Origin of the sequence: Shewanella septentrionalis, from assembly GCF_025370265.1 — a bacterium.
GTDB classification, from domain to species: domain Bacteria; phylum Pseudomonadota; class Gammaproteobacteria; order Enterobacterales; family Shewanellaceae; genus Shewanella; species Shewanella hafniensis.
This window is the reverse complement of sequence record NZ_JAMTCC010000013.1, coordinates 112,012-125,968: the sequence shown is the minus strand read 5'-3', so window position 1 is coordinate 125,968 and position 13,957 is coordinate 112,012. Positions and strand designations below refer to the sequence as shown.

The following is a 13,957-nucleotide window of genomic DNA, read 5'->3' as shown; positions in this document are numbered from 1 at the left end:
TTTGGTGTCGACGGGCATGAAGAAGATGGCTCATTCTTTGATTATGTGATTACAGAGCGTGAGAGAAACGATGATAAAACGAGATTCGTCGACCTAGGTGTGAAAAACAACCGAGCAACCTTAAACGGAAGCGCCTGTATTAAGTACGACACCATTGCAGAAGATCACGCAAGCAAAAGTAAGAGCAGCCAACCATTTCAATATTTCAGCACTATGGGCTATATCTGTAGGCATCCTGGCAACAAAAGCGTCGTGATCCAGCTTGAGGTTTCGTATCGTTCTGATCTACAGAATGTACCTGATGGTATTACACTTATGTCAGATCAATTTTTCAACTCCATAGAATTTATTAATAATAAAGTGAAGTAAGAAGCTGTTGAAATGTCGGTATCTAGCAGAACCGCACAAAACATCGGATACTGAACAACAACCGGATGCTAGTTTTACATATCAATCCGATTTTGCTTATGAGGGAAGGAATTAGCGCTATTGGCTTAAACAAGCACAGCGTTAATTTTACGAATACTAAGGAGAACACACATTGAAGTGGGCATTTATAGACTATGAGAACATTGGATGTCTTAGTAAAGTAGACCTCGCTATTTACAGCAAAGTGGTTCTATTCCTTGGTGCGAAACAGCCAAAAATTGACCTTGGCGACACTAAATACGATTCTCCTATCGAGCTTGTTTTAGTTCAACTTAAGGCAACTCAGTCCAATAACCTAGACTTCCATCTATCATATTACCTCGGTAAGTTTGATAGCGAAGCTTCTTCAAACGTATCATTTGAAATCATCAGTAATGATCAAGGTTTTTCACCGCTAATTTCACATATCAAAACAAATGGCAGAATTTGCAAACAGGTCAAAGTTGCAACCGCACCAAGTACAAAAAGTAAATTGATTAGCTCATTAACGTCGAAGCCTAAAGAAAAGCGACCTAAAAAGGTCGTAAGTCTTCGTAACCATATTGCGGCTCATATGGGGGTTAAGGGAAACGATGTAGCGATACAAAATTATTTCAACCAACTGGTTAAAGAAGAACTCGTTAAGATTTCTGGTGATACAGTGGAGTACAAATACTAGCTGTTACTCTATTTGCTATTTTCGGTTCTGGCAGTAAAGATCTGACTATGAGCTAGGTGCTTTGCAAACGACAGAATCATGATTGGATTAATACAGAAGTGACAAATAAGATAAAACTCGTTTCCCTAGACAAAAACTTAATAATTTGTTATCAGTTTCAACTCTAGCTATAAAACAGCTTTTCCATAACAATCATATCCTTAGGGATTAATATTTTTAAGGTACTTTATCATGAAAAGCGGAATACTACATGCATTAGAAAAATCACTGGATAGAATCTATAACAATTATCCAGTTGAAAATGAGATCGATTTTCAGTCTGTACTATTTGGAGAGTTATACAAACAATTCCCAGATGCAATTATTCGTTTTGAACATAGACTGAAAAGTGACTATCAGTCATATGCTCGTCGAGGAAGCATCACCAAGAATCGTAAAAGTCGAGTTGATTTGCATCTTTCATATGCTAGTCAAACTATAGTAGTTGAGTTGAAGTATTTCAAAGGTTCAAGTTTGGAGGAACGAACCGATATGCTCGCTGACATAGCTAAAGTGGAAAGAATAGTTGAAGCTAAGGAAGCGAATGAAGGCTTTTGCATTCATCTTGTAAAGGAAGGTATTATCAGTAGATTACCTTCAGAAATTGAAACAAAAAAATATGAAATGAAAGTTGGTCGATGGGATTATAACTTTGAAATAAAAGGGATTTACGAGGTAAATTCAACTAAAGCATTGTGTGGGCGCTCTTTTATTGTGCACCACATAAAGTAGGAACTGCACACATAAAACGTGCAGTTTAACCATGTATTGAACAGGTTTTACAAAATCTATTTTATTTACATTCAAGATGAAGCTTCCAACTTAATATTTCACTCTAAATTTTAGTAAATGGTTTTATTCCTTTAGGTATTTTTCCATCAGATGTTGAAAAGAACCCTCCACATGCTGACTTTTCAACACATAACTCGCATGTATAAATGTAACAATTCTTCCAGTCTGAAATACTCTTCACGGAAAAGGGCCATAGTGATTTAGGTAACATACATAATTGATGATTAAATATCTTAACTTTTACTTTTGATCTGGAAAGTTGATGTACAGCATTGCAAAGTTTATCCATATAAAATTCAGGTTCAATCCATAATGAATCAAAGTTACTTTTTGCAAATCCCGTAGCTTCCAAACCCATAAAGGCAACTTGATCGATAAATTGAAGGTTTCTGGATACAAATTCTGAAAATAGCTCTATATCTTCATAATTAGACTGCTGAATAACAAACCTTAACTCGATTTTATGACCATATTGCTTAAGGTTTAATATTCCACTTATTGTTCTATTAAATGCTCCTTTATCCTGAACTATAAAATCGTGTATATATGGTACACTGCTATACAGTGGTATCCCAAACATTAAATCAAAATGCTTAGTCTGTGAAATTTTTTCCACGAATACTCTATTATCGAATGCTTTCCCATTAGTTAAAACATGTATTGATGTTCGCGGGAGGTATGAGTTTAGGTATGATAATAACTCAACAAAGTCATCTCCTAGTAAGGTGGGTTCACCTCCAGATATTCCAATTTCTTTTGCACTTGCACTGAATAGTGGAATGGAACGAATGTACTCTCTAATTAAATGAGAGTCATTCTCTTTCTTTGGTGGCTGGGAGCACATTATACAAAAGCTATTGCATTGCTCTGTTACGGTTAGATAGTTAGTTGAGATATTTACTCTAAATACAACTTTTAAGTTCGGTTTATTTGTAATCCTTATTACATCCCCATTAGATAAATATTCAAATTCACCTGATATTAGATATGAATTTTGGTGATAGACTGTCGGTAAGTTACAACCTTCAATGTATAAATATGCACCAAAACCATCAGGAGGGCTTTCATCGGTAACATTTCTGACAAGTAGTGCATTTTTCTCACGAATTGCATTGGGAGATTGTATATTTTCAGTTACTACAAAGAACTTGGTCTCTGTTAAAGTATTGTGGGATATTACCTTTACATTGTTATCTGTTAACCGTATCATTTTTGCCATTTCTAATGCCTCACCCAACTTCTCAATACTCTTTTTGTTTCTTCATCCCCGAACTCAATTAATTTTATAAGGTGTTTAAATATCCCCATGTTCTTTTTGCAGAAACCTGATAACTGTTTATTGCCAACAACATTATTTTGAGTCGCTAGATGATACACAGGATCAGAGCCACAATATGGTAAAAATGCACAGGTCGAGCATTTGGGGCAGCTAATAGATATAGATTTTTCAATCGAGTCCAACATAAAATCATTGCTGATCACATCCTCATAGCTATCGTAGTTTATATTCCCCAATCTAAATTCTTTGTGTCCCATTTCTGCTTGCATTCTTGCTTCATCCGATGCATATATGTCTCCATCATAGTTATAAATTATCCCACTTATTAGCGCACCAGTAGGTGATTGTAGATCTACATAACCCAAATCTCTAGGTGTTAACATTTTAGTTAACACTAGTGAGCTGTATTGTTCAATAAGATAATAACCTTGTTTATTAATTTCAATTATATAAGTTAGTGATTCTATGAAGAAACTCAACCACTTTTCGGTATCATATCTATTTATGTGCCCTTTAGTAACAGCGAAACCGAATGGGCTTAGAGGGCGAAGAAAAATTGCGTGAAGATCATTCCTTATATATTCATCAACTATTTCTTTTGAATAATCGAGAGAACGCCCAGTTGTCGTCATTAGTGCAGAAATATGATCTACTCCAATTTCTGATTTAACCCTATTAATTCCATTTATTGTCAGTTCATAACCATTTCTCTCAGGTTTCGGTCTATTTCTATCATGCAACTCCTGAGGCCCATCTAGTGAAGTGCTGATAAAGATCCTATATTTTTTACAAAACTTTATAATTTCATCATTTAGTGGAGATAAATTGGTTGCAATAACATACTGGATAAATCGACCATTTACCCTTGAAATTTCATCAGCATTTTCCACAATATGCTTTATGACACTAAAGTTGAGAAGTGACTCTCCACCTTGAAATTCAATTTTTATAGATTTTGATGGACTTTTAAAAATATACTCCAACACTTTGTTGGCAGTTTCGATTGTCATGTCGAATTTTTTTTCATCAGACTCCAGGTTCTGCCTGGATACTTGACAATAGTTACATGTATAATCACATCTAAGAGTAGTTACAACCATGTGTAGTGCAGTGAATTCTTTCAGCCTTGATAGTTTTGTTTTATATTTAAGAGCTGTTAGCTTTATCGCTGACTCATCATTGTTACCATAAATCATATGTTTAGAAACTAGTTTTTTGATTATACTTGATGGCAATGCGTTGCAATTATTAACAAGTTTTATTAAGTTGCCTCTATTGATTAACACATATTCACCAGCCATATTAGACACAACGAACAGATCATCAACTAGTTCTGTGAATCGTATTGGCAGTAAATTATAGTAAATACTATTTTTATAATATGATTCTGGCTCAAATCGTTTCATCAAAGTCATACTAACCCACCAGTGGTGTATTTGAAAACGCATAAGCCAATATTAAATTTCTTTCAATTTCTGTTTTTTTAGAAATAGTTGTTCTCAATGACTCCATGAACAGTTGGTTTTTAAATAAATGTGATATATCATCTGCCCGTAAGTCTGAATTTGGAAAACTTACTATTTCAACTGCAATCGAATCTTTTTCACTCTTAAAATTAAAACTAGCGAATTCTGTATATAAGTATGCTGATGCTTGAACTTCAGCAAGTGAGTACATGTTTGTATCAATAACTACAACTTCAGTATTTGAAATATCTCTTATTTTAATTCCATTCATAAATTCTCCTTAATAAAAGCGGGCTATAAAGCCCGCTTGATACTAACTATGCAGCTGATGACGCATGAGACGCATGAGACGCATGAGATGCATGTGACGCATGAGATGCATGTGACGCATGAGATGCATGTGACGCATGCAAAGCACTACTAACATCGTTTGTACTTGCCGATATAATAAATTCTGAAGAGAAAGTATTGTTAGATTGTAATACTTCATCAACTCTTCTTAACTCTTCATTTATGTCAGTATCCTGTGAAGACGAAGCATTCGCACTTCCAAGTGATGCTAACAATATTGCCGTTCCTAGCAGAAACTTCTTTTTCATAAAATAGGACTCCTTGATATTAATTTCCCAACGATATATTAGCAGAGTGAAATTACACTTATGTTGACTTGGTCACAGTTTATTAACAAATCAAGCTAATTCTCAGTAAAAACTCGTAATATGTATTTCAAATGAAGATGCAGAGCACTTAACTTACTCAATAATTGGTACGCTGTTTATGCGCTTTTTGATAAGTTCGCTCATTAGTTCATTGCTACCTTCACATTCTTGATTGATTTTGCATTTTTGACCCGCTGTTACTACATTTCAACGTAGCTGAACAGGTTGTTTATTTGCAAAGGAAAGCAGAACCATGCTCTTCAGACCAGTGCGGGTGTTTGTCACAACATTACTTTTAACCGCTTTTAGCTTCTTAATCATGTTTCTGGTGCAGTTGTCGGAACTCACCTGTGTTGATGATTTATCTGAACTAAAAGATATCGTTGCAAAGAGAGACCAGACGGGTGACACCACCGCGGTGAATTTTGACGTGGGGTTTGATAAAGAAAAGAACCAATGGTGTTACATCGAAACATCACAATAATTCTTGCCAGTTATATAACAACGCCTATAATCACTGTATATAAAAACAGTGGTGTTGACTATGCGTATTATTCCCATCTATGCCAGTGCCGGTATTACTGGCTTTGAAAGCCCTGCCGCTGAATATAGTCAGTTGGGTCTCAGCCTTGATGAGCTGTTAGTTGTGCATCCTAGTGCGACCTTTATTGGTATCGCAAAAGGTGACTCAATGCAGGGCGTGGGCATTTTTTATGGCGATTTACTGATTGTTGACCGCCAGGAAACCGCACGTCATGGTGATGTGATTGTTGCCAATTTCAACGGTGAATTTGTATGTAAAATCCTCGATAAAACGCATCGCATGCTGCTGTCCTCGAATGAACAGCATCAACCTCAGCCTATTCACGATTACGATAACTTTACCATTGAAGGTGTTGTTATTCGTTCTGTTCGTTGCCATCGGCAAAGTCCATTATTAGCTGACATCTGATGTTTGCCTTGGTAGACGCCAACAGTTTCTATTGCAGTGCCGAGCAGGTATTTAGACCTGATTGGCGTGGTAAGCCAATGATTGTGTTGAGCAACAATGGTGGCTGCATCGTAGCGGCAAACAAGCAAGCGAAAGAACTGGGGGTTCCTAAGTTTGCACCATACTTTCAGGTCAAAGACCTGTGCACGAAATTAGGTGTCATTGTTTGTTCAAGTAACTATGAGCTCTATGCCGATTTATCCTCAAAGATGATGAATATCATTGGCCGATTTGCACCCGAGCAGCATGTCTATTCGATTGATGAAAGCTTTCTCTCCTTTAAAAATTGTTACCCCGCCATTAAGTGCTTACAAACCCAGGGTCAGTTGATTCGAAAAGCGGTTTGGAAAGAAACACGTTTGCCGGTTTGTGTCGGCATAGGCTCAACACTCACACTGGCTAAAGCAGCCAATCACGCGGCAAAGAAGTTACCTGGTTATCACGGTGTGTGTTATCGATAATGAACAAGACAGGATTTCAATTTTACAATCAATGAATGTGAATGATATCTGGGGCATTGGGCGCAGGATAAGCAAAAAACTTGAATTGATGAACGTCAAGACCGCCTATGACTTAGCAAAAATCCCTGCAGGTTTAGCACGTAAGCAATTTAGTATTGAAATAGAACGCACTGTGCGTGAACTCAATGGGCAAGCGTGCAAAGTATGGGACGAGGCGAGGGCGGATAAGAAGCAAATATTCTCAACTCGTAGTGTGGGCGAGCGTATTACCGAGTATGAAGATTTACTGCAAGCCTTAAGTAAACATGTGGCGATTGCCGCAGCGAAAGCGCGCAAGCAAGGTTCAAGCTGTAAAACAATGTTGTTGTTTGCCAGCAATTCTCCCTACGATGAACGCCCAACAGGCTTTAAGACCTTAGTGCACTTTGCTTGTGCCACCGATTGCAGCATTGAACTTACTCAAGGCATGACACAAGCAGCATCTCAACTTTTCCGTGCAGGCGTACGTTATTACAAAGTCGGTGTAGGTCTGATTGATTTGGTCAGCACCCAGCATGGCCAGTTAGATTTATTCAATGTCTCAAAAGCCAAGCCCGCGTTAATGAAGACTCTTGATGGCATCAATCAACGTTATGGTACAGATACCTTATTCATTGCCGCCCAAGGTATCGAGCAAAAATGGGCCATGCGTCGAGATTTACTCACACCGCAATACACGACTAAGTGGAATTGTTTGCCCGAAATAAAGTGTTGAATAGAAGGACTAACACGTTTATGCCCCAAAACGAGTTAGCAGCGTGAATCTAGTTAAACACTAGCACACCACAATTGACCAATTTTTAGTAATACTACAAACTGGCTATAGTATGGTTGCGATTCGCTATAGGAGTAAATTTTGGCAAGAAAGGATGATTCTGAAATTTCAATATATTCGTCTTTTGATGAGTGCTGCAAAGCTAATAGTTTACCTTTACCACATCGTGTGGAATTTGCTCGTTCCAAGATAAACCTGCAAGAGCTAGAAGTGATAAAGAACTACTTTGCTGATTATGCATCGATTTGACGGTGTATAGTGAGTTATTTACTTTTCAAGAATCAGTAGCCGTTTTGAATGAATTCAACCCATTGATATTTAGAAGAATACAAAGAGCATATGTAGAAAAGCTATGTCTGAGCATTGCTTGTTTACTAGACCCAGCAGAAACGGGAAAAATAAGAATCTATCACTCGCACATATAATCAAACAATGTAACTGTCCTGAGTTGGAAGAGAAGCTTGACGGGTTAAAAGGTCTCTACGAGTCTACTGGTATAAAGCTATGGCGACAAAAGTTATTAGCTCACAATGACTTAAGCACATTGATGGGGGTAAAGCCTCTGAACTTAAAGTTTGAGCATAATGATATAAATAATATGATGGAACTGATTCAGGAAATATTCGACGACATATCAGATCCAAATGTTCATACTGATATTGGAATTGCCTTACCTTATGACAAAAATGGAAGCGCTTTTATCAAAAAGCTTCAGCTCTCATTAGACGTTGAAAAATAAAAAGTAACTCTTAAAAGGATGTGCTATGAAAAAAGTAGATTTATCATTGGCAGGCAATTATCTACATGAATCAGATGGCTTAGATGAATTAGAAAAACTTCTTATGTCGGATGATTCATTCTCAATAACGTCGATGAGTTGTGCGATGTCTGCTTTGTTCGGGCGTATAGGTAATGTTCTTGATATAGACAAAGCAATTTATGACCAACTATCAAATACAAACAAATTTTATCTTGTCAGAGGAGCTTTTCCAGATCGCGAGCAAGAGCTCAGAGCATTCATTCTTGAAAGATTTTATAAGTTCGTTAGCTGACTTAGGTACACAGTTATACTAACAGTGAGTAAGAATTAAGTTCAAAAAATCAGTAAGCCTTCATATTGGGATTTTTTAATGCAAAAAACTATAGACACCTCAATCCAAGATTGGGCCTCAAGTTTTATACAGACCTCTAATGATGTAGACCAGTTGATTTTACCCGCATCTGTAAGTCCTGTAGATCTTGCTAAATACGTGTCAGCCATAGCAAATGACAATGGCGGCTATATATTATTAGGGGCATATTCGGGCTATGGCTCTGGTTATCAAAATGTAGCTAGTGAATTGGTTGATAAGTGCAAGCAGCTTCTTGAAGGTGTTGAGATAAATTGTAGTGTTCATGAAGCTAGACTTCAGAACATTTATTTGCTCGAGATTCTAAAGAGTGACTCTCTGGCATTTGCCGATGGTAGTCCTTACGTGATGAAAAGCGGAAAGCCGACACTGATTCCAGAACGACAACTTATAGAGAAGTTAGGGTTAGGAATCGATTCTTCGTTAATAAATATGCTCTCAGAGCAAATTACTAAGCAGTCCGAAAAAGTAGACTATTTAAGCGAAGAGCTAAAAGAAAAAAGTAAGCTAAAAAATCAAGTTCCTGGCTTGCTGGTTGGTGGCTTCATAGGTTGGCTGCTTTCTACATTATTAAATAGCCTGCTACATATTGATGGTTGAGGTTCTCCATTTGTATAACTAGCAATTTCAAATGACGCCTTCTGCGCGCCTGAATTGGAAATTACTGATAGACATTTTAATCAGAAAATTTTCTAATTAACGCTGACAATTGAACTCAGAAATTTCCAAAATTGAGCGAGAGAATCAGACTTGCCTAGTCTGTTTCACACGCCGAACACTATCATTTTTCATGAGCTTCTGGTTAACCAATTTTTGCCCCATTCCGTGTTTTAACTCGTTATTCCAATCGGAAATTTCTTCACCAGTTGCCCTATAAATACTCATCTATTTTACCTAATCTTTAACCCTACCGTAAAACGACACAACAATGTATGGCTACACAGTCGTATTTAAATTTAGATATTTTGGGGTGATTTGAAGGTAATATCTGTACGCGTTAACTCAACTAATAATAAATAAAACCATATAAAATCAATCAATTATTTGAATCTACTTTTAGTTAATAGGTTTTAAAAACGCGCATGCGCGTTTTTCCAGATGGTGTATTTATTAAAAAGCTGATAAGTTCTTTGTATACAGATAGTTAACTGCGCGCATTTTCTCTGGACTAACGTGATAAACGCGCGCATACGCACTAATAAAATGTTTTACATCAAAGGATAGCTAGATGGAAAATTCAATTCCTACATATCAAGGAAAGCCAACAGCTTATCTTGACCATAATATATTGGATTTATTGGTAAAAAATCCCACATTAAGCTTTAAAGAAGATCTTCGGCAAAAGTATCAGATTTTATACTCTGACGAAAATCTCAAAGAGATAAAACGGTCTGGAGAAAATGGTTCGCTGTTCTTGGATGTTTTACATTATCTAGAGGCTATGCATTTAAAGTTCGCTCTAACTACTCGATTTGAGTGTACTGGTGACGCAATGATAAGTATCACAAAGCCTGTTGATGCGTTCAGGAATTATTGCCAAAATATTGAACCAGTTTATGAGCAATTGGAAAAATCGACATCTCAGTCTTTACTTAAATTTTATGGTGGTCGGAATGGAGATACTTTTGATGATATAAAAAATGAGCAAATTGGCGCGTTTGACAATTTATTGAGCCATCTCCAGACCTTGGTTAACGTGGATGAAATTCAGAATCTTTCCCCTGAGATTAACAAACATGTATCTGCTTATACATCAGAGTTAAAAAGATCGTACGATGAAGCTCTTAATCAATCTTCGCAAGCGTTACGTAAACATGCCACTGACGAAAGTAATTACTCTGGAGTCAACGATTACAGGGAAAAGACTGGTATAGGCCCAGTTCAATTAAATAATATTGAGCCACCAAATGTTCTTCAGAAAATATGGGTAGCACATAAAGACGTTGATGGTTATGCCGGGCTAAATTTCACTATTGAGCAATTCTACGGCATTAGCTTGAACCCAATTTATAACCGAGAAATGTACCTCTTCGAAAAAATAACATCTATATACAATGTACTAAATATTGTAGGTTATCATCCAGACTCGAAAATGAAAAAAGAGGAAAGGTTTACAGCAGCTATGAGTGATGCAGGTCATGCATCAATTGGTAGCTTTGCCGATTTTGTCTTTTCCAGAGACATTGCATTTGTAAAGAAAACTAGAGCAGCATATGAGTTTCTCCAAGCAAAAGCTGAGGTTATCGAAGTAACAGTCAATGATGTATTACAAAGCATTGAAGAGTGATTCCCAACGCTCGGCATTTTCAGTTCAAGGTTGGGTTTTGTGTTTACTGTACAATGGTTTAGTTTGAGGGGAACGTTGCTCATACCTTAATGCGGCGTTATGACAACTAGGTTGCTTTGGAGAATATGATGGCGATTACAAGTTTTAGTATAAAGTTTGACCGTGAGCTAGATGCTTCACAATACCTCCAACTACTTGGCTATGAAATCGAACAAGATCCTGAACTTAGGTTTGTTGATAAAAATCTTCGGAATTTTATCCATAACGATTTGATGTGTCCTTCATGTGGTATCAAAGGTGCGGTTCTAGTATCTGGAGCGAAAGGTCAACTAAGTGAGAAAAACCTTAAGCAACCTCACTTTAGGTTCATTGCAAATGATGGTTCTGACATTCATGATGAATATTGCGATTTACGAGAAATAAAGCCATTTAAAGATATTTCTTGTGAAAAAATCAACTTTTTAGAAAGTAAAAGTTTGGCAACTAAGTTGATAGGAGAGTATGTGTCAAAAGCCATTTACAATGGTTTTCTTAATAGGCAGGACATAGCCAAATTTAGAGTTTGGCATATGAATATTAAAAATAAAAATATGGTGAAGTTGTCTTTACGTGAGGATAAAATTCTTCATTATTCGACGATCTATTATCGAAGAAATAGAAATTTTTATGAGTTTCATCCAAAGCTTGGTGAGGTTAAAAATCTAAATTGGAAAATTTACGCTTTAGACCGCATCGCGACTAAAAGCATGGCTATATTCGAGGAAGTATCTAAACATACTAATTCGAGCGTAAAAGAAGAAGATCTAAATAAGTTTTTAAAAAAGCATGAATTAATTTTTGATGTACGATTTCTAAGTGATAAGTACAAGTTGATGCTTAAACTAAAAAGTTTCATTTCAAGGAATTCTGAGGTTGATTTTAAAACAAAGTATGAACTTTCATTTCTCGACGCATTCACAGGCGTATTGTTATACGTTAATAATTGGGACTTCCAAAAATCTCTCTTTATGTTTATCGATATTTTAAATGCTAAATGTGGTAACGGCGTATTTACAGACAATATTGTTGCTTTGAATCCATTCAAAGACTTTCAAATGCTCGAATCGATCCTCAACATGAATGATGTCAATGAATGGTTGCTAACTAAAGATGAGTTAGACATAGAGATCAAGAAAGAAGTAGAGACTTTAAAAAGTGAGTACGAAATTTGGAAACTTGCTAGCGTAGTCATAACAATTCAACAGTGATTAGCTACGCTTCGGGTTAAGTTTATTGTTTACGGCGCAGTGGTTTAGTCCAGTGGCGACGTTGATCACACGTTAATTTGGTGTCAAATGTCAAGGAAACCATATGAGAACTCCATCTATAGAACAGTTAGTTGCAAGGTACAAAGGAGTTAATGAAGCAGAATTATTCAATAATTTTACTTTACAAAATCCACAGTTTCTTTGCGATTCAGCTAAAGATATAATGACAAATGTGCCTCCATCATTTGGTGCTTGTGCAATGATAAGTGCAATGTGGGCGGGTTATCTTAAAGATCATTATTCTATTCCTGCAATAGTAGTGGCTGGAGATTTAAAAGTTTCAGGTTTAACAATTTTCAAATGTAAGAAGAACTTACCTGAGCCAACCAAATCAGGAAATATTGTTTCTGGTAAATGGGATGGACATTGCTGGATAGAGATCGACGGGTGGATTGGTGACCTATCAATATTTAGAACCGCCTATCAAATTGAAGGTCAAAGTGTTTTAAAAAGCTTCGTACTTTCTTATTTTGGAAGTGGGAAAGGAGCTTTAATAAGTCCAAAAAGTGATTTGCCAGTTGGGCTTAAATATATTCCTAAGTATGTTCTTAAAGAAAATCAAATTGATAGTTTAATTGCTGGTTTAAGTTATCAAATCGAGCAATGCATTTAACTAGTCGTTTAAACGGAAAAAACAGTTGGCCGTCGCTACGCGATTATAGCCAACCATTTTTATCCGCTTAACTAGGTGTTACCCATATAAATTTTAATGCGATACTCACTAATTCGAGCGAAAGTCTAACTCGGAAATTGTCCAAAAGTAGATTTTAGCCTTAAAACGTTTTGCCTCGAAGCTGTTAAACCAAGCCCTTTAAATGGGCATCTATAAAACAGATAGGAAGCGTTGATGTGAATCATTTGTATAGAGTTGTTCCTAAAGAAGATTGGGTTGAGGCTGAGCGTTGCGGGCGTGTCCCTCGATGCCAGGCAGATAAACGGCGGGGCAGAGTTCATCTGAACGAATTGAAGGATGTGGAGCTTGTCGCGAACCGATGGTTTTCTGTTGAGGAAGAGCCTGTCGTTCTTGAGATTGATGTTTCTGGAATGGCGAAATATCTGAGATGGGAGGAGAGGACTGAGGAGCCTTTGGGTATCTGGCCAAATCTCTATGTTGAGGGCGTACCAGTTGAGAATGTGGTTCGAGTTTTTGCGTTAGACGCAGGGTCAGATGACGAAGGTGCTGTCTCGTTTCGGATAGGAAAAACTCTGTCTGAGGCGTCTGTATTCTAACTAAGCATTGGAGCGCACTCTCTGCGCGACGCTAAAATTCGCAACGCTCGGTATTTTTAGTTCAGGTCGAGCCTTGTGTTTACAGAGCAATAGTTTTAAGTTGAATGGTTATGTCGCTCACTACTTAACACGTCGTTTTTAAAGGTAAAAATGAACTTTGTATATGAATTCCTATATGTGCTGTCATTATCAAAACGCACTCAGTTAGCCCTGATTTTTGGTGTCGTTTTTCACTTTGTAATATTATTGATTGGCAAATACTACATCGCTGAAATTGAGTTCCAAGGAGTAATGAAACCTTTAGAAGATGCCATTGTTGGGAAGTTATTACATAGGTACGATAAGGTAGCGTTATTCGTTTTGGTTTCGTTCTGGATCTTGGCTTTTAAATGTTACCGTAAAGACCGCAAAAGAC

16 protein-coding genes and 1 pseudogene are annotated in these 13,957 nt (G+C 36.9%); 13 read left to right on the top strand and 4 right to left on the bottom strand.

Going from position 1 to position 13,957, the window contains the following annotated elements:
• The 3 genes from NE536_RS09720 to NE536_RS09710 form a co-directional block, all read left to right on the top strand.
• A partial coding sequence (locus NE536_RS09720) for a hypothetical protein (protein ID WP_261272570.1) occupies positions 1 to 369 on the top strand: 369 nt, incomplete at its 5' end.
• Positions 370 to 541: 172 nt separating this feature from the next.
• Positions 542 to 1,087 carry a PIN domain-containing protein gene (locus NE536_RS09715; protein WP_261272569.1) on the top strand — a complete coding sequence of 182 codons (546 nt, stop codon included), beginning with the start codon at positions 542 to 544 and terminating at the stop codon, positions 1,085 to 1,087.
• Between the two features lie 231 nt (positions 1,088 to 1,318).
• On the top strand, positions 1,319 to 1,858 hold the full coding sequence (locus tag NE536_RS09710) for a hypothetical protein (RefSeq protein ID WP_261272568.1): 540 nt from the start codon (positions 1,319 to 1,321) through the stop codon (positions 1,856 to 1,858).
• Between the two features lie 103 nt (positions 1,859 to 1,961).
• Here the strand turns inward: NE536_RS09710 and hxsC are convergent, their stop codons facing one another.
• Genes hxsC through NE536_RS09690 form a run of 4 tightly spaced genes read right to left on the bottom strand, consistent with a single transcriptional unit; the run spans position 1,962 to position 5,262 of the window.
• A complete protein-coding gene (gene hxsC, locus NE536_RS09705; RefSeq protein WP_261272567.1) occupies positions 1,962 to 3,155 on the bottom strand; it encodes a His-Xaa-Ser system radical SAM maturase HxsC in 1,194 nt (397 codons plus the stop codon).
• Entirely contained in the window at positions 3,140 to 4,603 is a 1,464-nt protein-coding gene (hxsB, locus tag NE536_RS09700) for a His-Xaa-Ser system radical SAM maturase HxsB (RefSeq protein ID WP_261272566.1), read from the bottom strand. Before hxsB ends, hxsC begins: the two co-directional genes overlap by 16 nt.
• A gap of 10 nt (positions 4,604 to 4,613) precedes the next feature.
• A complete protein-coding gene (locus tag NE536_RS09695) occupies positions 4,614 to 4,934 on the bottom strand; it encodes a hypothetical protein (RefSeq protein WP_261272565.1) in 321 nt (106 codons plus the stop codon).
• A 46-nt stretch (positions 4,935 to 4,980) separates the two neighbouring features.
• Positions 4,981 to 5,262, bottom strand: a complete 282-nt coding sequence (locus tag NE536_RS09690) for a hypothetical protein (protein WP_261272564.1) — start codon at positions 5,260 to 5,262, stop codon at positions 4,981 to 4,983.
• 313 nt (positions 5,263 to 5,575) lie between these two features.
• On the opposite strand from NE536_RS09690, the gene NE536_RS09685 reads away from it, so the two are divergent.
• The 10 genes and pseudogenes from NE536_RS09685 to NE536_RS09640 all read left to right on the top strand — a co-directional run bounded on the left by NE536_RS09685 (position 5,576) and on the right by NE536_RS09640 (position 13,542).
• Complete coding sequence (locus NE536_RS09685) at positions 5,576 to 5,806, top strand: hypothetical protein (protein WP_006087124.1); 231 nt, start codon at positions 5,576 to 5,578, stop codon at positions 5,804 to 5,806.
• Between the two features lie 60 nt (positions 5,807 to 5,866).
• Complete coding sequence (locus tag NE536_RS09680; protein WP_107404054.1) at positions 5,867 to 6,274, top strand: LexA family protein; 408 nt, start codon at positions 5,867 to 5,869, stop codon at positions 6,272 to 6,274.
• Positions 6,274 to 7,528 (top strand): annotated as a pseudogene (locus tag NE536_RS09675) (Y-family DNA polymerase). Before NE536_RS09680 ends, NE536_RS09675 begins: the two are co-directional and overlap by 1 nt.
• A gap of 412 nt (positions 7,529 to 7,940) precedes the next feature.
• On the top strand, positions 7,941 to 8,327 hold the full coding sequence (locus NE536_RS09670) for a hypothetical protein (protein ID WP_261272563.1): 387 nt from the start codon (positions 7,941 to 7,943) through the stop codon (positions 8,325 to 8,327).
• A 25-nt stretch (positions 8,328 to 8,352) separates the two neighbouring features.
• On the top strand, positions 8,353 to 8,640 hold the full coding sequence (locus NE536_RS09665; RefSeq protein WP_261272562.1) for a hypothetical protein: 288 nt from the start codon (positions 8,353 to 8,355) through the stop codon (positions 8,638 to 8,640).
• A 78-nt stretch (positions 8,641 to 8,718) separates the two neighbouring features.
• Positions 8,719 to 9,318 carry a hypothetical protein gene (locus tag NE536_RS09660; protein WP_261272561.1) on the top strand — a complete coding sequence of 200 codons (600 nt, stop codon included), beginning with the start codon at positions 8,719 to 8,721 and terminating at the stop codon, positions 9,316 to 9,318.
• 628 nt (positions 9,319 to 9,946) lie between these two features.
• Positions 9,947 to 11,005 (top strand): hypothetical protein, encoded by a 1,059-nt coding sequence (locus tag NE536_RS09655; protein WP_261272560.1) that lies wholly within the window; start codon positions 9,947 to 9,949, stop codon positions 11,003 to 11,005.
• A gap of 125 nt (positions 11,006 to 11,130) precedes the next feature.
• On the top strand, positions 11,131 to 12,252 hold the full coding sequence (locus NE536_RS09650; protein WP_261272559.1) for a hypothetical protein: 1,122 nt from the start codon (positions 11,131 to 11,133) through the stop codon (positions 12,250 to 12,252).
• A 103-nt stretch (positions 12,253 to 12,355) separates the two neighbouring features.
• The gene (locus NE536_RS09645; RefSeq protein ID WP_261272558.1) at positions 12,356 to 12,925 is read left to right on the top strand and encodes a hypothetical protein; all 570 of its coding nucleotides are present in this window, start codon (positions 12,356 to 12,358) and stop codon (positions 12,923 to 12,925) included.
• A 236-nt stretch (positions 12,926 to 13,161) separates the two neighbouring features.
• Positions 13,162 to 13,542 (top strand): DUF952 domain-containing protein, encoded by a 381-nt coding sequence (locus tag NE536_RS09640; protein ID WP_261272557.1) that lies wholly within the window; start codon positions 13,162 to 13,164, stop codon positions 13,540 to 13,542.
• Positions 13,543 to 13,957: the final 415 nt, after the last annotated feature.

Bases quoted from the DNA above. Each gene is read 5' to 3' on its own strand.
- NE536_RS09710 (WP_261272568.1), top strand. From the start codon at position 1,319: ATGAAAAGCGGAATACTACATGCATTAGAAAAATCACTGGATAGAATC.
- hxsB (WP_261272566.1), bottom strand. From the start codon at position 4,603: ATGAAACGATTTGAGCCAGAATCATATTATAAAAATAGTATTTACTAT.
- NE536_RS09695 (WP_261272565.1), bottom strand. From the start codon at position 4,934: ATGAATGGAATTAAAATAAGAGATATTTCAAATACTGAAGTTGTAGTT.
- NE536_RS09690 (WP_261272564.1), bottom strand. From the start codon at position 5,262: ATGAAAAAGAAGTTTCTGCTAGGAACGGCAATATTGTTAGCATCACTT.
- NE536_RS09685 (WP_006087124.1), top strand. From the start codon at position 5,576: ATGCTCTTCAGACCAGTGCGGGTGTTTGTCACAACATTACTTTTAACC.
- NE536_RS09680 (WP_107404054.1), top strand. From the start codon at position 5,867: ATGCGTATTATTCCCATCTATGCCAGTGCCGGTATTACTGGCTTTGAA.
- NE536_RS09670 (WP_261272563.1), top strand. From the start codon at position 7,941: ATGTCTGAGCATTGCTTGTTTACTAGACCCAGCAGAAACGGGAAAAAT.
- NE536_RS09665 (WP_261272562.1), top strand. From the start codon at position 8,353: ATGAAAAAAGTAGATTTATCATTGGCAGGCAATTATCTACATGAATCA.
- NE536_RS09660 (WP_261272561.1), top strand. From the start codon at position 8,719: ATGCAAAAAACTATAGACACCTCAATCCAAGATTGGGCCTCAAGTTTT.
- NE536_RS09655 (WP_261272560.1), top strand. From the start codon at position 9,947: ATGGAAAATTCAATTCCTACATATCAAGGAAAGCCAACAGCTTATCTT.
- NE536_RS09650 (WP_261272559.1), top strand. From the start codon at position 11,131: ATGATGGCGATTACAAGTTTTAGTATAAAGTTTGACCGTGAGCTAGAT.
- NE536_RS09645 (WP_261272558.1), top strand. From the start codon at position 12,356: ATGAGAACTCCATCTATAGAACAGTTAGTTGCAAGGTACAAAGGAGTT.